Genomic DNA, 20,658 nt, shown 5'->3' on the forward strand with positions numbered 1-20,658 from the left:
TCCACCCTCGAACGAGGAATCCGCCGCGACGACGCACTCACCCACGCCTACCGCGACTGGCTCCATGCCGCTTGACAGGCAATAGGAGCATCATCAGAAGTCGCTCCAGCGGCTGGCTGTGCGCCTTCATGGCGGCGGCCCTCTCCCTAGTTGTTGCGGCTGCCTTCTTGGCCCGCTGCTTCTTCGCGGTCTTCTCGTCTCCGTGGGCGGGAGTTGGAGCGGTGAGGGCCACGAGGGCGCAGGTGGCACCAGCCATGCCCGCAGCACTGAGGTGAGCATCCGCCCCGATTATTCGAAAAGATTGATAGTTCTCGGCACGAAAAAAGTGAGGTCAAATATCGTACTCGTAATGGAGGGGGCCGGACTTTCTCCCCACAGCGTTCGGCCCGTGTGCTGTCGCCGCCTGATTTATGCAAGTTCCGATGCGCACAAAAGACGGCATCCTCAGGTCAATTTCCACTCCATCTTTGGTTCGAGTGCGAGCCTTCAACAACTGAGACTCGCTAAGGCCGTGAGGGATTGGAAAATCCTGAATCCCGCGTGACATGAGGATTCTGCGGCGCTTATTCAGCGAAGTCCAAATGGTGTGCGCCAGCCAGCCGTCGAGTTCTTTGAGCTGTGAGATATCTGATACGAGAGGAAAATAGGCCATCACTCCAGGGAAGTGGATCCTCCTAGCTCGCCCGCTGATCAACCTTCGCAATTTTTTTTCACTAAGGTCACCATAGAGGTAGCGGCGAATCTGCCAAAGCATCACCTGGTAGTCGCGGTCTATTGTGGGTGCAAGTCTTGACGGGGAAGTCTCACCGCTTGTTAGCGGCTCCAGCAGGTTTACCCAAATTAGATAACTGATCCGTCGCTTGATGCGCGCTACCGCTGAAGCGCGCATCCCTGTTCCGCGGCTGTCAAACTTGTATCCGACAAATTCCACGCATGCTTTGGATTTCAGCTCAACCGGTGTTCCTTCTGGCGTGAATATGCTGATGCCGTGAGATTTACGAAAGTTCAATTCTGCCCCTATCTTTTGGCTGATGCTGGATAGGGTGTCGCTGGCTTTGCAAATTAGAGAGTAATCATTGGACCATATTAGAGTGTCGTCGGCGTAGCGGGCGAAGCCTACGCCAAGGCGTTCTAGTGTCCTATCCAGCTCCCACGCGGCGACATTTGCCAGGAAGAGTGAGATGGACGTCCCCTGTGGCAGCCCGAAGTCTTTTTCGGCGCAGCGTTCCAGGCGTTTGTAGGATCCCTGACTTTGAAGATTTGTGGTCAGGAAGGAATCGAGTACGCTTTTTTCGAGCGGCGACACAAGGAATCCGTGGTCCTTGATTATCCGCCATACATAGTCATGTGAGATAGAATCGAAGAATTTCGTGAAGTCGTACTCTGCCAGGAATACCCTGTCTCGTCCGTTTAGCTCGGAAGATATATGTCTAATCGCGTCGTGCGCCGAGAGATCACTACGATAAGCGAAGGAGTAGGAGCTGAAGCGGGCCTGATTCTTCTCAAGCAGACTCTTGTAAACTCGCCGAGAGACCGTGGCGTCGGCCACAGGGAATACGCTTACTCGGCGCGTAGCCCCGTCCCCTTTAGGCACTTCATACGCTATTGGGTTATACGGAGCGTATTGCCCTGCCGCGAGGGCCCGTTGTATCGCATAGGCGATAGAGGTCGCCGACGATCTCACTTTATAGGGATTGAAGGCCCTATCTACGCTCCAGTAGCTGGGGCGGTGCACGGTTCCTCTATGTGGCCGGCCCGTGCGATCAGAGCGGCGGTCATCATCGTCACGAATATCTTGCGCGTACTGCTCATGTCGCAGGATTAGCTTCCTGCACTCTGCCAGCAAGTCATCTTCGAAGGGCATCGCGCACTCCATCCAAAGTGGCGGCTAGCCCAGGCGGAAAAATACCTCTCATGCGGCTCCGCTCGCGACCGAGCGTAGCTGCTTAGGAATAACGCGGTAGCTAGACCACACCATCCCCACAAACCTGGGCCAGCCTATCCGCCCTCGACGGACAGGCTGATCATAGCTTCCTTGCATCTGTAGGTACTACGGTCCGTCAGTACACGGGGAACGCCTGGGGTGTCAACGGCGATCCCCTAAAGGTGGGTTGATGGCTTGTCAGGGAGATGAGCGGTGGCTGGCTCGTGCACGAGCTCCACGTGAGCCGCTCGCCTTCGGGCGGCTCACGTCGCACGCGCTGCCCCAGAGCCTGCGTGCACAAGTGGCGGCCGCCCTGCCCGGAGGCGCGCAAGCTTGCTCCCGTTGGCCCGTAGAGCTTCAGCGCATGGCAGTTCGAGCACAGGGCGGCACAGTCTTCGGGCATCTTCGGGGCATCCGAGATGGCGCGGAGCGCAGCGTGCGAAGATCACGCTCGGAGGCTCTACAGCTCGACGCGTTGAGCCTGGCCGTCCAACGGCCACACGCGGCGCTGGTTCGACGGTAGCTTGCTAAGTAACCGAAGGAAGGCCATGGAAGCTAGGACCGGAGCCTGAGCGAGTGGTTGGGTGCTGTCAGGGTGAGACACGTCCAGCTACCGCGCTTTCAGAGGTTTGAAGCGTGGAGTTAGGGCCTCCCAGGGCTTCACGAGCCGACTCTGTCAAAAGGTAACTTCAGTGAGCACTGACTCTTTGAGGGTATCGCTGAGCCTGACCCAGAGCTTGTCGTCACGCGCCAGGTTATATTCCACCTGAACGCCAGCCCTATTCTCCTGGATTCGCCGCCACTCGTGCCGGAGAACAGCCCTAGCCTCGCGAATGATTGGATCTACGTACTTATCGAACGTGGGGCTCGATGCGATCAGCGTCTGATAGTCGTTAAAGCTGTCCGACCTTACCGCCTCCAATCCCACCGCAACCATTCCAGTCACATAGCGGGCGAGACGATACAAGTACTTAGCTTCGGCAAGGTTCCGCGTTGCTTCCTTGCTCCTCAATTCCTTGCCGAGCCCTTGAATTCTCTGGTGGATAGTGATCGCGGCAGCAGCCTGTGCTACCTCTTCAGGGCGCCAGTTATCGACTGCCTTACCGTCGACCCCAAAGGCTTCCCAGTAACGGAGGCTGCGATCAAAGAATTGTGCCGGTTCGCGATAGCTGACCACGGGACCATACAGAAAAGCGTGCCTAATTCCCGCAAGCTGCTCGATCTTGATGCCGCGTCCCGATGCACCCTTGGGCTTATAGCCTGACTTGTGAACGTAATAGAAGGCGGGGACGGGCCCCTTGCCTGAAAGTTTCGGTAGGTTGTCTCGAATCCAGATTTGAATCTCGTCGTTTGAGAAGAAATCGGATACCTTAACAGGGTTTTGAGTGTTGTTGTAGCGGATGATGTTTTCGGTGAAGGCTCCTCCGTACTGTTCACTCGTCTCGGTCAACCGGAATAGCACATACACGTCCGAGTTTGGCGACCTGCGCCGCGCCTTAGCTAGGGCACTCACTGTCTGCGCGCCATTAATGATTTGCAGTCTATGGGCTGTCAGTTTGTTCCCTACGAGAGTGTACTGGCTACAGACTGCAGCCACTCCATTATTATAGTAGAAGAAGTGAGGACCCTCTTCATCGCTTATGGCCGTCTCAACCATCTTGGGGTTCACCTTGAGGCTGGTGAGCGGGAGTCGGATGTTTAGATTGAATAGCTTACTGCCAACATCTCGACGTCGATAGAGATCTACCAATTCGTTCGCCTTGATCACGGCAATGACAGTTCGATATGGCTCCAGAAGCTCAATAAATTTTCCCTTTTGAATGCTAAATTCTACTGAGGTCACGTGGCCGCCGCGAACGGCAGATTGCAGCTCACGATCGCGTTGCATCAACTCTGCGAACCCGTACAGCTCGCAAACGACTGCTTGATCGGATTCTTCGTAGGCTGTATTGCGTGCCTCGGTCAACTCCTGCAGTCGCTCTTTGTCTGCAACGTTGATGTTGGTGACAAATTTGAGCTGCAATTCATACCCGTCTGCCATCTTTTGGCGCAAATCTGCAAGGAGTTCCTGGACTTGATCATCTCCAGCTTTTAGGTAATCGTATGAAACGATTCTTGATGGGCTGTCGAAGAATGAGGCAACTTTGTCCTCCTCTAGGCGCTTACTCCGCCAGGCCGCCTGAAGTAGGATGATCTTCTTATTTGTTGGATCCTCAAGAAACGCGTCGATGCCGAGATCATTCTTTCTGAAGATGTATTCGCTAAGGTCGGCTTTTGCTGTTAGCTCCCCTTCGAGTAGCGCGTCAAATCCATTTTCTTGAGCGAAGACATGTGCTGCGTAGGCCTCCAGTCCACGTTCAAGGTTAGTTGGGCTGTATCCATACTTGGCTGCGTACTGTTCGCAGCTTCTACGGAGGTCCTGGCTGGAGGACTTGGTCATCTGACTCTCCACCTCAGTTAAGAACGTTGAGTGCCCAGGGCTGCTTTGTTGCGGCGATCGAAGATCTGCGTACTCAGTGTCGCGTACCTCGCCGCTCCCTGTACACCAAACACATAGGTCAACAGCCGCACAAAACGACGGCTACTGAGCTTCAAAGCGTGGTGTCGGCAGGGGCTGACGGCCGGTGATCCCTGCGGTATGCCGACTGCATGAGGTATGCGCAAGGGGGCGGGCTGACCGACGAGCGGCGGGCCTTCCGTGAGAAGTTGAGGATGGAGGCGGCCGAGCGGTTCGCCCAGGGCGACGAGAACGCGGTCATCGCGCACGACCTGCGGGTCAGCGTCCGATCGGTCCAGCGCTGGCGCAAGGCATGGTCCCAGGACGGGCCGAGGGCCCTGGCCTCCAAGGGCCCGGCATCGCTGCCGATGCTCAGCGACGAACTGTTCGCCGTGCTGGAGCAGGAGCTGGCCAAGGGGCCGGTGGCGCACGGCTGGCCGGACCAGACCTGGACCCTGTCACGGATCAAGACCCTCATCGGGCGTCGGTTCCACAAGAGCTACACCGTCCAGGGTGTTGCCGCGCTGCTCAAGAGGCATGGCTGGAGCTGCCAGATGCCGGCCCGCCGGGCGGTGGAGCGCGACGAGGCGGCGGTGGACGGCTGGGTGAAGGAGACCTGGCCGAGCGTGGAAGGACCGTGGCGGCGCTCGGGGCCTGGCTCGTCTTCGAGGACGAGGCCGGCTTCTCGATGACGCCGCCGACCACCCGCACCTGGTCCCGCCGCGGCCACACTCCCGTCGTACGTGTGCGAGGCCGCTCCCGCCGCCGCTTATCCGTCGCCGCCCTCGCCTGCTACAAACCCGGCGAACGCCCGCGGCTGATCTACCGGCCCTGCCCGGACGCCCGGCCCGACGGACGCAAAAGCTTCTCCTGGAAGGACTACCGCAACCTGATCCAGACCGCCCACCAGCAGCTCGGCGGCCCGATCGTTCTCGTCTGGGACAACTTGAACACCCACCTGACGGCCGGGATGCGCCGCTACATCGCCGAGCGGGACTGGCTCACCGTCTACCAACTCCCGCCCTACGCACCGGACCTCAACCCGGTCGAAGGCATCTGGTCGGTACTCCGGCGCACCACCACGGCCAACCGCGCCTTCGCCGACCCCCACGACCTGATCACCGCCGTCCGGCGGGGCCTACGCCGACTCCAATACCGCCACGACGTCCTCGACGGCTGCCTCACCGGAACCGGACTCGTACTCGCCCCACCATGACGACATCACTCTTTGAACGTCAGTAACCGATCCGGCCGGCCGCTTTCCGCGCAGGGTCGAAAAGTTGGACGGCCGCCGACCCCAGGCACATAAGGCTCCTGGGGCATGGGTGAGTCACTGCGTTGGAGCCGCGGACCCCGCCGCGTTGACGAACTAGACGGATGGCTCGTGACCGACTGCCATGCTGAGGGTCATGGCTCACCGCCTCTACCTCCACCGCGACCGCGCTCTGCGCGGCATCCGCAAGAATGAGAGCACTGACGCTCCCTGCGAGGCACCCCGCGAATGGGCTGAGCCCATCCCGCCGGCCGTCCACGACTGGGAGCTGCAGCCCGGCGAGTACCGGATCTACACCCGCTGACCGCTGCGCCCGTCAGCCTCCACCGGGTGCTGCAGGCCGGCGGCAAGGAATCCCCCCTGCGTCCCCCAGAGCTGAACGCAGGAAGCAAAGCAGCAGTTCAGAGGCCATGAAGGGAACCCTCTGTAAATCTGCCGGCTCAGCCTTCCCAGGTTCGAATCCTGGCGCCGCCACACGGGAACTAAGGGCCCGTGACCTGCTTTGCGGGTCACGGGCGCAAGCGGAGAAGCCGTGTCGATCAGGCCCTGCCGCAGCCGGTGACACAACACGGGTGCCTCCTTTTGGGGAGGGGAAGGCGTGCCAGGCCCCGCGACGCACGATTCGCCGGACGGGCCCTGACCGCCCACCTCCCTCGGTGCCGCCCGGGTTCTGCCCTGTCGGGGTGCTGGCCACACCGCTGCTCGGAGAAGCCTCCCGGCCGGTTGCCGGGCGTTCCCCGGCTACTCCATCAGCAGGTCCAGCAGGGTGACCACGGCGACACCGATCCCGATGGCCATGCCAAGCTCAGGGTTTCGCGCGGCCACAATGACGGTGATCGCGCCTGCCAGGAGCACGACGGCCGTACGCACGCCGATCTGTCGGTCGTCACTCATCTCGCCCTCCCCACTCAGGGCCACCAGCCAGACGTGCCGAGTCGCGTGCCGCCCGGACCGACTGTTGCCGAACTGCCGCCGCAGCGCGGGCCTTGTGGCGGGCTCTGAGGCGGTTGACCTTGCGGCGTACCCGCTTCCCCATGGCGACTGGATCAGCGGCGCCCGCGAGGAGAGCGGCCTCTTTCCAGGAAGCCACCCCCGGGCAGGCGCGGGCCAGCATCACGACGCGTTCCTCGGGCTGCAAGGCGCGTAGCAGGGCGCCAAGCCGGGCGTCATCAGGCTGGTCGTAAGGTGAGGCGTCCTCCCACCTCAAGCTGCTGGCCACCAGGTCGTAGAGGGTCGTGTCCTTCCCCGTGGGTGTGTCAAGTAGCAGAAGACGGGAGCCTCCCGCTTCACGCCGCCATAAGGGAGTGAGCTGCTTGTGAATGATCTGGGCTTCTGTCTGGAGACGATCCATGGCCGAACGGCTATTGCCGGTGTCGCTCAGCAGCGGCTCTGTCCAGCTTCCCAGCAAGGCGGTGGACACCGCCTCATTCCATCGCTCCGAGCAGTGCAGCCCCAGCACGAGCGAGGCAAGACCGGCTACAGGCTCGACCTTGCCCTGAATGGCCGCCTCACGAGCTTTCAGTGCCGTAATGGTGTCGTAGTGGACGCTGGCTACCGAAAGGTTCCCATGGGCACGGCCATCTGACGCCAGTCGCATCCCAGCGACGAACTCGACCTCCAAAGTGATTTGCTTGAGATGTGATGCCGCCGCCGACCGCAGGTTTGGCAAGTCCATGAAGGGGCGGACCGCCACAGTGCCGCGAACGCGTACGGCGTAGACCCCAACCCGCACCTTTTCGAAGGCCAGGCTTTTCACCGCCTTCGGTGCATCCGCACCGGGGAACGCGGTCGAAAGCATGTCGAACAGCACATCTTCGGCGCGCTCGACAAGCTGCTCGTCCGAGAGATCGACGAGTGTGGTTCTGGCAGCCTTGAGATCCTCCAGCGCCTTTGTCAGGCGCCCCAGCACGTCGGGGCTGATTGAACGGCGCGCCTGCGGAACCGGTGGCGGCTCCGTGAGGGCTGGCACGCCATCCCACAGGTCAGTACCGCTTCGACGCGGCAGAGGTGGCCCTTGAGCAGCAATCTTGCTGGACATGGGGTGCGCTTTCCTCCCGATGGATAGAAACGGTTTCATCTATCGGCGGCGGCGCACCCCCTGAAGGGACAAAGAATCTGACCGTCGATGGCGTGATGATGGTCACACCCTGCGAGGGGGCGGGCACCCGCAGACCGCCCGTCATGGTTCCGCAGGATGTAGATGACGGGGACACGTCCACCGCGCTTCCCCTCGGGACCTCAGCAGGCCCATGACCGGTGTTGGCGGGGCGTCCCATCAGTGGGACACGCGGTACCCACTCGGCGACGAATCCCGCCCTAGCGGACCATGCCTCAGGGCCAAGCCCCGGGGAGTGAACGGGGAGTGGATCAAGAAAAACATGGCGCGCGGTGCCCACGCTGACCAACGCACACCGAGGCCCTGACCTGCACATACATTCAAAGATCCTGGTCAGCCATCTTTCCGCACATTATTCGGGACGAAGAGGTCGTGGGTTCAAATCCCGCCACCCCGACAGTGAAGTACCAGGTCAGGGGCCTGATCCGCGCAGCGGGTCGGGCCCCTGAGTGGTTCCGTGTGCCCGCGCGCGGCATCGAAGCGCCGTCGGGCAGTGACCGCCGCCCAGGGTTGCCCCACTCAAGGCCCTCGTCGCCGCCATCGCCCTTGCCGCCACCGCTGCGTCATCCCCTCGCCGCCATCGCCGCTCTCGCCCCCGTCGCCCTCGCCCCCGCCGTCATCGGCGCTCGAACGGGACGATCGCCGCTTGGCTACGCTGGGGAATGAACTGCTTGATAAAGGGCAAAGCAGGGCAGATCCCGAGGGGTCGATGATGGGTCTCGGTGGCGGGCTTTCGGTCGTGAAGCGCAGGGCCCTCACCCGGGTGGCCGTGGCGGTCGCGGTTGCCGCTGGGCTTGTGTTGTCCGGGGCCTGTGGTGGGGACGGCGAGGGTGAGAGCGACGGCCTTACCGTCGGTGTGCTGCTGCCAGGGGGCGGGGCCTCTCGCTTCGGGCAGTTCGACAGGCCGCTGATCGAGGAGAAGCTCAAGGAGCTGTGCCCGGACTGTCCGGCGGCGTCCGTCGGTGCCACGCCCGACCCGGCGGTTCAGCGGCAGCAGCTCGAGGCCATGATCACCAAGGGTGTGGACGTCCTGATCCTCGCCGCCATCGACGCCGAGGGGCTGCGTCCGTCGGTCACTGCCGCACACCGGGCCGGCATTCCCGTCGTCGCCTACGACCGGCTCGCGGAGGGGCCGATCTCCGGTTACGTCACCTTCGACGGTGCGGAGGTCGGCAGGCTCCAGGGCGAGGCGCTCCTGAAGGCCATGGGCCCGAAGGCGCGGGGCGGCCAGATCGTCATGATGAACGGCGCCACGGTCGACCCCAACGCCGGCTGGTTCAAGCGGGGCTCGCTCTCCGTGCTCGAGGGCAGGGTGAAGATCGGCAAGTCGTACGACACGGCCGGATGGCGGCCGGAGAACGCCTTCACCAACATGACCAGCGCCATCGCCGACCTGGGCGCGGGCAACATCGACGGCGTTCTGGCCGCCAACGACAGCCTCGCCGGCGCCGTGATCTCCGCCCTCAACGCCGCCGAGGTCGAGTCGCTGCCCCCGATCACCGGCCAGGACGCCGATCTCGCGGCCGTGCGCCGCATCGTCAGCGGCGAGCAGTCCATGACCATCTACAAGCCCTTCAAGCCCGCGGCCGACGCCGCCGTGGAGATGGCCGTCGCCCTGGGGCGCGGCGAGGCGGTCGGCTCCGTCGCCACCGGCACTGTCGACAACGCCACCACGAAGGACATTCCGGCGGTTCTGCTCCCGTCGATTTCGGTGACTGTCGGTAACATCAAGGACACCCTGGTCAAGGATGGTTTGTACACCGTCGATCAGATCTGTACTGCGGATCTGCGGTCCGCCTGCGACAGGGCCGGACTCAACGGATGAGCCCGCCCGAGGCGGAAGGAGGTGGCCACGTGCCGGTTCGGCCCCCTCGCCGGCCGTATGCAGGACATCTCAGGGCGTACGCCGGCGCGGTGCGCCGCCGACTGCACCAGGGTGACTTCGGTCCTGTCCCGGTCCTGCTCACTCTCGCCGTGACCTGGATGGTGTTCCAGGGCCTCAACGACAACTTCCTCTCGCCGCGCAACCTGTCCGTCCTCAGCGTGGACATCGTCGGGATCGGCATGATCGCCGTCGGCGTCGTCTTCGTGCTGCTGATCGGCGAGATCGACCTGTCGGTGGGTTCCCTCGCCGGGCTGGCGGGCGCCGTGTTCGCGTCACTGAACGTGAACATCGGAATGCCGGAGTGGCTCGCCGTGATCATCGCGGTGGCGAGTGGCGCGGCGGCGGGAGCCGTCCACGGGTTCTTCTTCGCCAGAATCGGCGTACCCGCGTTCGTCGTCACCCTCGCGGGCCTGCTGGCCTGGAACGGCCTGATGCTCTACCTGCTGGCACCGGAGAGCGCCATCAACTTCAGCGAGGAGGGGCTGGTCGCCAAGCTGACCAGCCGCTACTTCGGCGCCGCCGTCGCCACCTACGGACTGGCGGCACTCGGCACGGCCGCGTACCTCCTCGTCTCCTACCACGACCGCAGACGCCGCAGCGCCGCCGGGATGCCGTCCCGGCCGGTGGGCGAGATCTGGGCGCGTACGGCCCTGCTCGCGGCGGTCTCGTTCGCCACGGTGTACGTGCTGGGCCGGTTCCAGGGCCTGCCGCTGGCGCTCCTGGTGTTCCTCGCGGTCATCGTCGCCTCGGACCTCTTCCTGCGCCGAACGCCCTACGGCCGCAAGGTCCTCGCGCTGGGCGGCGGTGCGGAGGCGGCCCGGCGGGCGGGCGTGGATGTGACCCGGGTGCGGATCGCGGTGTTCATGGTCTCCGGGGCCCTGGCCGCGGTCGGCGGTCTGTTCGTCGCGTCGCGGCTCACCTCGGCGAGCCAGGTCCCGGGCTCCGGCACCCTGCTGATCAGCGCCATCGCGGCCGCCATCATCGGTGGGACCAGCCTGTTCGGCGGACGCGGCTCGGCCTGGTCCGCGCTGCTGGGCGTGCTCATCATCCAGTCGATCGCCTCGGGCATGGCGCTGGTGGGGGTCGATCCCCCGGTCCAGTTGATGGTCACCGGTGGTGTGCTGCTCACCGCCGTGGTCCTCGACGCACTGGCGCGGCGCGGCGCGGAGTCGCGCTGGCGGGCCTGAGGCGCGAACGCGGGCCGGGTTCCCGCCCAGCCCCCGGCTCCCCTACTCCCCGGCTCCCCTCGCCATCCGCCCCACCGCGTCGTTCGGCGCCGGTCCCTCCCCTCGTGGGGACCGGTGCCGAACGCTGAGGCGGCGTCGGTCCGCGTCGTTGCGGTGCGGATCGACGGCGGGCCGGACCCGTGGTCGACGCGACAGCGGTCCGCTGGGGACCTGCTCCACGGATCGCCCGGGTTCACGCGACGAGACGGTCGCCGCAGTGTTCCGGGTCCGGCGGAAGGTGGCCGAGAACATGCGGCGTCATGTTGTCTCTCCGAGCGTGAGCTGATGGCCTGTTCGGGCGCCGCGCGAGTGGTTTTCGCTCCTGCGTCGTGATCCTTCCAGCTGTGGCTCCGCCGGAGGAGGTTCCGGCACCGGTCCGATGCCGTTACCGCAGGTCAGGCAGATAAAGTGAGTTTTCCGGTCCGGAAGTCAGATGCGGGGACAGCACGGGGACAGTGCGGGACCAGTGAGGGGAAGTGGGGAGTGGAGACCTTGAGTTCCGGCTCGGGTGCACGCACGGCTTTCGCGGAACGTCTCGCGCTGCTGTACAAGGAGGCCGGCAATCCTCCCCTCAAGAGCGTCTCCGAGGCGGTCGTCCGACTTCAGCGGGTCGACGAACGAGGGCGCCCCGTGCGGGTCTCCGCCCAGCGGATCAGCGACTGGCGGCGGGCCAAGAACGTGCCCGCCCAGTGGACCGCCCTCGCGGCGGTGCTGCACATCCTGATCCCCCAGGCTCGGCGCTCGCAGCCCGCGCCCGTGTCCCCGGGCCTGTACGACCTGGCCCAGTGGCAGCGCCTGTGGGAGCGCGCGGTCGCCGATCCGGCGGGGGAGCCGTCCGAAACGCCCGCCGAAGAGAGGGAGAAGGAACGGGGCCCGGCCGAATCTCCGGCCGTTCCCGGTGCTGTGTGCCCCTACCGGGGTCTGGCCTCGTACCGCCAGCAGGACGCCCGGTGGTTCTTCGGCCGGGAGCGGAGCACGGATTCCCTCGTCGCGCTGCTGCGCGCGGCGGAGGAGCCGGGGGGCCTGGTGATGCTCGTCGGCGCCTCGGGGGCGGGGAAGTCGTCCCTGTTGCACGCCGGCCTGGTGCCCGCGCTGCGGCGCGGCGCCCTGGACGAGGACGGCGGGGCCAGGGAGGTCCTCCAGCTCGTACCGGGAGCTGACCCGCTGAGGGAGCTGACGCTCCGGATCCCCGAGCTCGCCCACCTCGTATCCGGGGCAGGGAACTCGACGGCGGGGACCTCGACGGCAGGGACTACGACAGCGGGGACCTCGACGGCAGGGACCACGACAGCGGGGACCTCGACGGCAGGGACCACGACGGCGGGGACCACGACGGCGGGGACTTCGACAGCCGGAACCTCCATCGCCCCACGGCCCGGTACGGCCGAGTTCGCCCACGCCGCCCGGAAGGCCGTCGCCGCCTGGGCGCGCCGTGAGGCCGGGTCCGGCGCGCGTCCGGTCGTCATCGTGGACCAGTTCGAGGAGGCGTTCACCCTCTGCTCCGACGAGACGGTCCGGAGCACCTTCGTCCAGATCCTCCACGCCGCGTGCACGCCACCCGACACGGACGCCACCGCGGACGACGCCGCGGACACCCACGCGTACGGCGCCCCGGGCGCCACCCCGCCCCCGGACGCCACTCCTCCCCCCGGCGCCCCCGCCCTCGTGGTCCTCGGCATCCGCGCCGACTTCTACGAGCAGTGCCTCAGGTACCCGGAGCTGGCCGACGCGCTGCAGCACCGGCACATGGTGCTCGGGCCGCTGACCAGCGCGGAGTTGCGCGAGGCGGTGACCGGGCCGGCCAAGGCCGTGGGGCTGGAGCTCGAACCGGGGCTTGCGGAGCTGATCGTGAGGGAGGTGAGCGCCGACGGCCCTCGCGGGGCCCACGACGCGGGGGTGCTGCCGCTGCTCTCGCACGCCCTGCTCGCCACCTGGCAGCGGCGCAAGGCGGGGCGGCTGACGCTGTCCGGCTACCGCGCGGCGGGCGGCATCCAGGGGGCGGTCGCGGCGACCGCCGAGCGGGCCTGGTCCGGGCTCGACCCGGCGGCACGTACGGCCGCGAGGCTGCTCCTGCTCAGGCTGGTGCGGCTGGGCGAGGACACCCAGGCCACCCGCAGGCGGGGCACGCGGCGCCAGCTGGCGGCGGAGTCGACGGACCCGGGCAAGACGGAGGAGTCCCTGGAGGCCCTGGTGCGGGCCCGGTTGGTGACCCTCGACGCGGAGACCGTGGAGATCACCCACGAAGCGCTGCTCCACGCCTGGCCGCGGCTGCGCGACTGGATCGACGAGGACCGGGGCGGCAACCTGCTGCGGCAGCGGCTGGAGGAGGACGGCAGGGCCTGGGAGGGCTCGAACCGCGACTCCTCGCTGCTCTACCGGGGTTCGCGGCTGGAGCAGGCCCACACCTGGGCGAAGTCCGCCGGGGAGGCCGCCGACACCATCCTGACCCGGAGCGCGGTGGAGTTCCTGGCCGCGTCGGTCCGGCTGCGCAGGCGCACGGTGTGGATCAGCCGGAGCGCGGTGTCGGCGCTGGTCGTCCTGGCGGTCCTGGCCGTCGGCGCCGCGGTCGTCGCCTGGCAGCAGCGCAACGACGCGGTGTTCGAGCAGGTGGTCGCCGAGGCCGACCGGGTGCAGTACACGGATCCGTCGCTGTCCGCCCAGCTCGACCTGGTGGCACACCGTCTGCGCCCGGACGACGAGGACGCGGGCAACCGGCTGATCTCCATCGTCAACGCGCCGCTGGCCACGCCCCTGCTCGGCCACACCGGCGCCGTCTACCTCACCTCGTTCAGCCCGGACGGCAGGACCCTGGCCACCGCCAGCTACGACCGGACCGTCCGGCTGTGGGACGTGAGCGACCGGAGCCGCCCAGAGCCGCTGGGCGAGCCCCTCACCGGCCACACGAGCTGGGTGAGCAGCGCGGTGTTCAGTCCGAACGGCCGTACCCTCGCCAGCGCCGGCGACGACGGCACGATCCGGCTGTGGGACGTGCGGGACCGCCGTCACCCGTCCCCGCTCGGTGAGCCCCTGGCCGCCCACGAGGGCACGATCTACCTGATCGCCTTCAGTCCCGACGGCCGTACCCTGGCCTCCGTCGGCGAGGACCGCACCGTGCGCCTGTGGAAGGTGGACGACCCGCGCCGGCCGAAGGCGCTCAGCACGCTGACCGGCCCCACGGCCGCCGTACGCTCCGTCGCGTTCAGCCCCGACGGCCGCACGCTGGCGGCGGGAGGTGACGACGACAGCATCCGGCTGTGGGACGTGGCCGACCCGGCCCACGCCGAACCCGTCGGCTCACCCCTGACCGGCCACACGGATCTCGTCCACTCCGTGGCCTTCAGCCCGGACGGCCGCACCCTCGCCAGCGGAGGCGCGGACGACACCATCCGCCTGTGGGACGTGGCGGACCCGGCCCACGCCGAACCCATCGGCTCACCCCTCACCGGCCACACCGGTCCCATCTGGTCGGTGGCCTTCAGCCCGGACGGGGAGCAGCTCGCCGCCGCCAGCGCGGACAGCACGGCGAGCCTGTGGAACGTGAGCGATCCGCAGTACCCGTCGCAGGTCGGCGAGCCGCTCGCGGGCAGCAGCGGCGAGATGTACGCCCTGGGGTTCAGCCCCGACGGCCGGACGCTCGCCACGGGGAGCGGCGACAGCAAGGTCCGTCTGTGGTCGATACCGGCGTCGGACATGATCGGCCGCAGCGGGGAGTTCCGTCCCGACGGGCGGGTGCTCGCCACGGCCGCGCGCGACGGCGGGGTCCGGCTGTGGAACGTGGAGAAACCCGGCCGGCCGGTGGCGCTGAGCAAACCGTTCATGCGCGCGGAAGGCGGCCAGGAGATGGTGTTCTCCCCCGACGGCCGCACCCTCGCGGTCCTCACGGGCAACCGGACGGTGTACCTGTGGAACGTCTCCGATCCGACCCGGCCGGTCTCCTACGGGCGGCCCCTCGCCCTGCGGGGCCGGTTCATGGGTCCCGACTCGCTGGCGTACAGCCCGGACGGGCGCACGCTCGCCACCGCCTACGACGACCGCCGCTTCCAGCTGTGGAACGTCCGGGACCCGTCCCACGCGGTGGCGTACGGCGCCCCGATCAGCGGCCACAAGGGCTACATCAACTCCCTCGCCTTCAGTCCGGACGGCCACACACTGGCCAGCGGCAGCGCCGACGGCACCATCCGGCTGTGGAAGGTGACCGACCCGGCGCACACCACGCCGATCGGCTCACCGCTCAGGTGGCACAGCGGGCCCGTCAACGCGCTCGCCTACAGCCCGGACGGCCACACGCTGGCCAGCGGAGGCGACGACGACACGGTCCGCCTCTGGAACGTGTCCGACCCCGCCGGGGCGACCCGGCTGGGTGCCCCGCTGACCGGCCACACCGAGGCGGTCGTGTCGCTGACGTACAGCCCGGACGGGCACACACTGGCGAGCGGGGGCAACGACAACACGGTCCGGCTCTGGAACGTCTCCGACCCCGCCGAGGCGGGTCCCATCGGTCAGTCGATGAGCCCCAACGCCAAGACAGGCAATTTCCTGTCCTTCAACCCCGAAAGCCACATGCTCGGCATATCGAGCGGAACCGATACCGTCCGGCTGTGGAATCTGGACGTCGACGAGGCCATCCGCCGCATTTGCTCGACCACGCGGGGCGTGCTCACGGAGGAGAAGTGGCAGGAGTACCTGCCCCGGTTGTCGTACGACCCCCCGTGCGCTCAGTGACCGACCGCGAGCTCTCCGTTTCCGGCACCGCGGACGATGTCGAGTGATCCCGATCACATGTCCTCGATGCAGCTGAGCGGTGGGCTCCCGCCGGACCAGCAGCCTTGTTAGGCTTGGCCACAGCCCGATCGCTGGTGCATCCCCCGTCGCCAGCGATCGGGCCCTCGCATGTGCGGCGTCCGCAGGTCCGGGCCCTCGCGTGCGCGGCGTCCGCAGGCGTGGTGGACGGGCTTATCCGCGGCGGGCGGTGCGAAAGGCGCCGTGACCGCAGAAGGGTCACCGGCCGCCGCGCAGTTCGCGGAGGGGGGCGACGAGCGCCTGCGCCTCCGGCTCGACCGCGAGGCCCGACCACGCGCGAAGGGCGATGGCGCGCTCCTGGATCAACGACATCCGCGCTTCCCATTCCGCGCCGGCCCTGTGATGCGGGTGCGTGGTGATCTGCCCCGGATGCTTGCGGTAGACGAGACCGGTGTCACCGATGAACCAACCGTCCGCCAGCGCGTCGAGTCCGAGCAGGAGGCCCGTGTCACCGGAGGCCGGCAGGGCCATCCAGCCGCCGAGCAGCGCCAGCAGGGGGCGCCGGACACACAGCGCGGCGGGATGGATCCGGGGCCGGCGGTGCTCGGCCCAGAAGCCGTACGCGCTGCCTCGCGGTAAGCGGCCGGGCTCGGGATCGCTGTCGAAGGAGACGGTGCTGCCGTCCTCGAGGAGGTCGATCACCCGGGACGTGGTCCAGCCCACCTCGGGGTGCTCCTCCAGCACGGCGATGTCGCGGGCGAGAGCACCGGCGGTGAGCTGGTCGTCGGCGTCCAGGTTCTTCACGTACACGCCGGTCGAGCGGGCGAACGCCAGCGTACGCGCCACGTGCGGGCCGCCGCGTCGGGACGCCGAGACGCGGATGCGCGGATCGTCCGCCGGCAGGTGCGCGCGGGCCCTGACGTCGCTTCCGTCCTCCTGCACACACCACTCCCACGACCAGCCGTCAGGAAGGTTCTGGGAGCGCAGCGACGCGTAGGCCTGCGGGAGGAAGCCCGCGCCCTCCGGGTGGACAGGGGTGACGACGGAGATCATCTTGTGCATGAGGGCCTTTCCGGGGCCGCGCACGCCCGTCGGCCGGCCGTTTCCCCTCGGGAACTCGGGAACTCGGAAACTCGGACACTCTGAGCGCAGGTCAGCCCCCACGAGGGATCGGTGAGCACCCGTGCCGGAAGTGTACGAAGTGATCAGGAACAACCTCCGCGGCACCCGTACACGGACAGCCCGTGACAGCATCCGCCACCAGTGGGAGAAGAGCCGGGCGCGCCGCCCGGCACCGGAGCGGGCCGGGACCGGCGCCACGGAGCACGACACCGGCCTCGACACCGGCGACCTCGTCGACGCGCCACGGTGGTGAGTGCCCGTCACCGGTGCCGGAGGCCCCCTCCTGGCTATGCCCCCCGGTCGAAGGCCAGGTCCAGCATCCTGATGGCGTTGCCCCGCAGCAGTTTGTACGTCACGTCGTCGGGGAGGCCGGCCACGTGCTCCGCGGCCACCTTCTTGGTCTCCGGCCATGTCGAGTCGACATGGGGGTAGTCCGTCTCGAAGGTCGCGTTGTCCACGCCCACGGTCTCGATCGCCTCGATGCCGTGCTTGTCGCGGAAGAAGCAGCAGAAGATCTGCCGGTAGTAGTACGTCGACGGCGGCTCCGGGATCAGGTCCTTGACCCCGCCCCAGGCGCGGTGCTCCTCCCAGACGTCGTCGGCGCGCTCCAGGGCGTACGGGATCCAGCCCATCTGCCCTTCGCTGTAGGCGAGTTTGAGGCGCGGGAACTTCACCAGCACGCCGGAGAAGAGGAAGTCCATCATCGACGCCATCGCGTTGTTGAAGCTCAGCGAGGCCTGTACGGCGGGCGGTGCGTCGGGGGAGGCGGCCGGCATCTGTGAACTGCTGCCGATGTGCATGTTGACGACCGTCCCGGTCTCCTCGCACGCCGCGAAGAACGGGTCCCAGTAGCCGGAGTGGATCGACGGGAGCCCGAGGTAGGTGGGGATCTCGCTGAAGGTCACCGCCCGTACGCCGCGGGCCGCGTTGCGCCGGATCTCCTCGACGGCCAGGTCGACGTCCCAGAGGGGGATCAGACACAACGGGATGAGACGGCCGCCGCTGTCACCGCACCACTCCTCGACCATCCAGTCGTTGTAGGCGCGGACGCACGCGAGGCCGACCTCCTTGTCGTTGGCCTCCGCGAAGGTCTGCCCGCAGAACCGCGGGAACGTCGGGAAGCAGAGGGAGGCCTCGACGTGGTTGATGTCCATGTCCTCCAGCCGGGCCTTGGGGTCCCAGCAGCCGCGCCGCATCTGCTCACGGGTGATCCCGTCGAGGGTCATCTCGTCCCGGGAGAACCCGACGGCGGCGATGATGCGCTTGTACGGGAAGAGGGTGCCCTCGTACTCCCACCAGTCGGTGAGCTGGCCGTCGGGGTCGGTGGTGAACCGGTACTTGCCGCCGATGTACCGCAGCTCGCCGATACCGGCGGTCAGGGGCTTGGGGCCCTTGTCCCGGTACTTGGCCGGCAGCCACGTCTCGAAGAGGTGCGCGGGCTCGATCACGTGATCGTCCACGCTGATGACCCTGGGCAGGTCCTTTGTGCCGCCGTCCTTGCCGACCATTCCCGTGCCCCTCCCTGTGCCGCAGACCGCGATATCTGACGCTCCGTCAGTTTCAAGTTAGGGGTCACCCCCCGCGACCGCAAGGGGAAACGGGCCACGACGGCTTCGCGGACGCGGGCCGGCGCCGTCCAACGACCCCCGGCACAACCTGTGTCGCACGTCACATCCGGCCCATGTCACGTCCGGGCCGTCTGCTCCCATCTGGTGGGCGTCAGCAGGCGAGCCGAGGAGGACGGAACGATGAGCGCACAGCGGGAGACCGGCATGACGGCCACGCACCGTGTGGTGATCCTGGGGGCGGGATACGCGGGCATGGCCGCGGCCGTCCAGCTCGCGGCCCGGGTGAAGCGGCGCGAGGGGGTGCGGGTGACCGTGGTGAACGCGCGGGAACGGTTCACCGAGCGCATGCGGCTGCACATGACGGCGACCGGGCAGGAGCTCACCGAGCTGAGCATCCCGGACCTGCTGCGGGGCACGGGTGCGCGGTTCGTGCGCGGCTGGGTCACGGCGGTGGACGCGGACGCGAGGACGGTGCGGATCGACGACGACCAGGTGCTGCCCTACGACACGCTGGTGTACGGCCTTGGCGGGGTCGCCGACACCTCGGCGGTACCGGGGGCCGAGGACCACGCGTACACCCTCGGCGGCGCCGAGGACGCCGGGTTGCTGGCCGACCGGCTGGCGCGGCTCGGCGGCGGCACGGTGGTGGTCGCGGGCAGCGGGCTGACCGGTATCGAGTCGGCCGCGGAGATCGCCGAGCGGTACCCGGAGCTGAACGTCGTGCTGCTGGGCCGGAGCGAGCCCGGTGCGGCCATGAATCCCAGGGCGAAGGCGTACCTGCGTGCCGCGCTCGACCGGCTGGGCGTGACGGTGCGCTCCGGGGCCGAGGTGGTGAAGGTGCTGCCCGACGCGGTGGAACTGGCGGGCGGGGAGAGCGTCGCGGCCGACGCGGTCCTGTGGACGAGCGGTACCCGGACCTCGCCGCTGGCGGCCGCCGCCGGGATGGCCGTCGACGAGCGCGGACGCGTCGTCACCGACGCCACGCTGCGGTCGGTGTCCCACCCCGAGGTGTACGCGATCGGCGACGCGGCCGCGATACGCCAGGGCTACGGCGTCCTGCACGGCACCTGCCAGGGCGGTATGCCGACCGGGGTGCACGCCGCGCTGTCGATCGACCGCGTCCTCAGGGGCAAGCGGCCCAAGCCGTTCCGCTTCGGCTACTACCACACGCCGGTGAGCCTGGGACGGCACGACGCGGTGGTGCAGTTCACCCGCCCCGACGACAGCCCGCGCCGGATCTGCCTGACCGGCCGCGTGGCCGTCCGGTACAAGGAGACGGTGACCGCCTCGCCCTGGCCGGCCTACGGCCGTATGAAGAAGATGCCCGCCTCGGGCGCGTTCTGGCCCCGCGGGGGCCGCTTCACCCGGGTCGGGGTGGGCCGGTGACCGACCTGCCCGCCCGCTCCGACCAGCAGGTCTTCCACGACCACCGCAACCTGCTGTTCTCCGTGGCCTACCGCTTCCTCGGCAGCGCGGCCGACGCCGAGGACGCGGTCCAGGACGCCTGGATCAAGTGGTCCGCCGCGGACCGCTCGCAGGTGACCGACCCCAAGGCGTACCTGACGCGGATCGTGTCGAACCTGGCGTTGGAACGGCTGCGCTCCGCCCGGCACAAGCGGGAGACCTATGTGGGGCCGTGGCTGCCGGAACCCATCCTCACCGGTCCGGACGCCTCCGAGATCGTCACCGACGCCGAGTCGGTGTCGATGGCCATGCTGGTGGTGCTGGAGACGCTCAGCCCGCTGGAGCGCGCGGTGTTCGTGTTGAAGGAGGTCTTCGCCTTCAGCCACGCCGAGATCGCCGAGGCGGTGGAGCGCTCCGAAACCGCGGTGCGGCAGGCCGCGCACCGGGCCCGCGAGCACGTACGCGCCCGGCGGCCGCGTTTCACCACCGACCGGTCGCGGCAACGCGAGGCCACCGAGCGGTTCTTCGCCGCCGCGACCGGCGGGGACGTCAACGCCCTGATGGAGCTGCTCTCCCCGGACGTCACCCTGTGGACCGACGGCGGCGGCAAGGTCCGCCAGGCCCTGCGTCCGGTGGTGGGCGCGGCCACGGTGGCCTCCTGGTTCGCGGCCATCGGCACCGTCACCTACCAGGGCGTCGAGCCCGCCGACATGAAGGCCGAACTCGTCGAGATCAACGGCGGCCCGGGCATCGTGTTCAGCGCGCCGGGACGCGTCATCGCCACCGTCACCTTCGACTTCGGCGCCGACGGACGCATCACCGCCCTCCACAACGTGGCCAACCCGGACAAGCTCCGGGCCGTCGCCGACGGCACCACGTACGGCATCGGGACGCGGTGAGGCA

Annotated in this window: 14 protein-coding genes; 8 read left to right on the forward strand and 6 right to left on the reverse strand. The window is 67.5% G+C overall.

Annotated features, from left to right (window positions below; all coding sequences use genetic code 11):
• Window positions 1-331 precede the first annotated feature (331 nt).
• Window positions 332-1,876 carry a reverse transcriptase domain-containing protein gene (locus tag ACZ49J_RS39525; protein WP_468351887.1) on the reverse strand — a complete coding sequence of 515 codons (1,545 nt, stop codon included), beginning with the start codon at window positions 1,874-1,876 and terminating at the stop codon, window positions 332-334.
• A 724-nt stretch (window positions 1,877-2,600) separates the two neighbouring features.
• Window positions 2,601-4,364 (reverse strand): AIPR family protein, encoded by a 1,764-nt coding sequence (locus ACZ49J_RS39530; RefSeq protein ID WP_467455974.1) that lies wholly within the window; start codon window positions 4,362-4,364, stop codon window positions 2,601-2,603.
• Window positions 4,365-4,573: 209 nt separating this feature from the next.
• Here ACZ49J_RS39530 and ACZ49J_RS39535 point away from each other — a divergent pair.
• Window positions 4,574-5,637, forward strand: a protein-coding gene (locus tag ACZ49J_RS39535; RefSeq protein ID WP_468351890.1) for an IS630 family transposase whose coding sequence is annotated in 2 segments (ribosomal slippage) — window positions 4,574-5,017 and window positions 5,020-5,637 — 1,062 coding nt in all. Because the reading frame shifts where the segments join, the coding sequence is not laid out codon by codon here.
• Window positions 5,638-5,830: 193 nt separating this feature from the next.
• Window positions 5,831-5,998, forward strand: coding sequence for a hypothetical protein (locus ACZ49J_RS39540; RefSeq protein ID WP_467455970.1), 168 nt, complete (start codon window positions 5,831-5,833; stop codon window positions 5,996-5,998).
• Window positions 5,999-6,435: 437 nt separating this feature from the next.
• On the opposite strand, the gene ACZ49J_RS39545 is transcribed toward ACZ49J_RS39540, so the two are convergent.
• A complete protein-coding gene (locus tag ACZ49J_RS39545) occupies window positions 6,436-6,588 on the reverse strand; it encodes a hypothetical protein (protein ID WP_467455968.1) in 153 nt (50 codons plus the stop codon).
• On the reverse strand, window positions 6,581-7,732 hold the full coding sequence (locus ACZ49J_RS39550) for a hypothetical protein (RefSeq protein WP_467455966.1): 1,152 nt from the start codon (window positions 7,730-7,732) through the stop codon (window positions 6,581-6,583). The genes ACZ49J_RS39545 and ACZ49J_RS39550 overlap by 8 nt, the downstream gene beginning before the upstream one ends.
• A gap of 790 nt (window positions 7,733-8,522) precedes the next feature.
• Here ACZ49J_RS39550 and ACZ49J_RS39555 point away from each other — a divergent pair.
• From ACZ49J_RS39555 to ACZ49J_RS39565, 3 genes are all read left to right on the forward strand, one after another.
• A complete protein-coding gene (locus ACZ49J_RS39555) occupies window positions 8,523-9,635 on the forward strand; it encodes a sugar ABC transporter substrate-binding protein (protein ID WP_467455984.1) in 1,113 nt (370 codons plus the stop codon).
• Window positions 9,632-10,882, forward strand: a complete 1,251-nt coding sequence (locus ACZ49J_RS39560; RefSeq protein ID WP_467455965.1) for a sugar ABC transporter permease — start codon at window positions 9,632-9,634, stop codon at window positions 10,880-10,882. Before ACZ49J_RS39555 ends, ACZ49J_RS39560 begins: the two co-directional genes overlap by 4 nt.
• Before the next feature lie 522 nt (window positions 10,883-11,404).
• Entirely contained in the window at window positions 11,405-15,643 is a 4,239-nt protein-coding gene (locus tag ACZ49J_RS39565) for an nSTAND1 domain-containing NTPase (RefSeq protein WP_467455964.1), read from the forward strand.
• Window positions 15,644-15,919: 276 nt separating this feature from the next.
• Here the strand turns inward: ACZ49J_RS39565 and ACZ49J_RS39570 are convergent, their stop codons facing one another.
• A complete protein-coding gene (locus ACZ49J_RS39570) occupies window positions 15,920-16,723 on the reverse strand; it encodes a glycosyltransferase family 2 protein (protein WP_467455962.1) in 804 nt (267 codons plus the stop codon).
• A 121-nt stretch (window positions 16,724-16,844) separates the two neighbouring features.
• Here ACZ49J_RS39570 and ACZ49J_RS39575 point away from each other — a divergent pair, with 121 nt between their 5' ends.
• A complete protein-coding gene (locus tag ACZ49J_RS39575; protein ID WP_467455961.1) occupies window positions 16,845-17,036 on the forward strand; it encodes a hypothetical protein in 192 nt (63 codons plus the stop codon).
• A gap of 34 nt (window positions 17,037-17,070) precedes the next feature.
• Here the strand turns inward: ACZ49J_RS39575 and ACZ49J_RS39580 are convergent, their stop codons facing one another.
• A complete protein-coding gene (locus ACZ49J_RS39580; protein WP_467455959.1) occupies window positions 17,071-18,291 on the reverse strand; it encodes an amidohydrolase family protein in 1,221 nt (406 codons plus the stop codon).
• Between the two features lie 240 nt (window positions 18,292-18,531).
• On the opposite strand from ACZ49J_RS39580, the gene ACZ49J_RS39585 reads away from it, so the two are divergent.
• Together ACZ49J_RS39585 and ACZ49J_RS39590 are read left to right on the forward strand one after the other, a co-directional pair.
• Window positions 18,532-19,737, forward strand: coding sequence for an NAD(P)/FAD-dependent oxidoreductase (locus ACZ49J_RS39585; RefSeq protein WP_467455957.1), 1,206 nt, complete (start codon window positions 18,532-18,534; stop codon window positions 19,735-19,737).
• Window positions 19,734-20,654: an RNA polymerase sigma-70 factor gene (locus ACZ49J_RS39590; RefSeq protein WP_467455956.1), complete on the forward strand. Its 921-nt coding sequence runs from the start codon at window positions 19,734-19,736 to the stop codon at window positions 20,652-20,654. Before ACZ49J_RS39585 ends, ACZ49J_RS39590 begins: the two co-directional genes overlap by 4 nt.
• The last annotated feature ends 4 nt before the right edge of the window (window positions 20,655-20,658 follow it).

The organism is Streptomyces sp. NPDC030840, assembly GCF_055572015.1.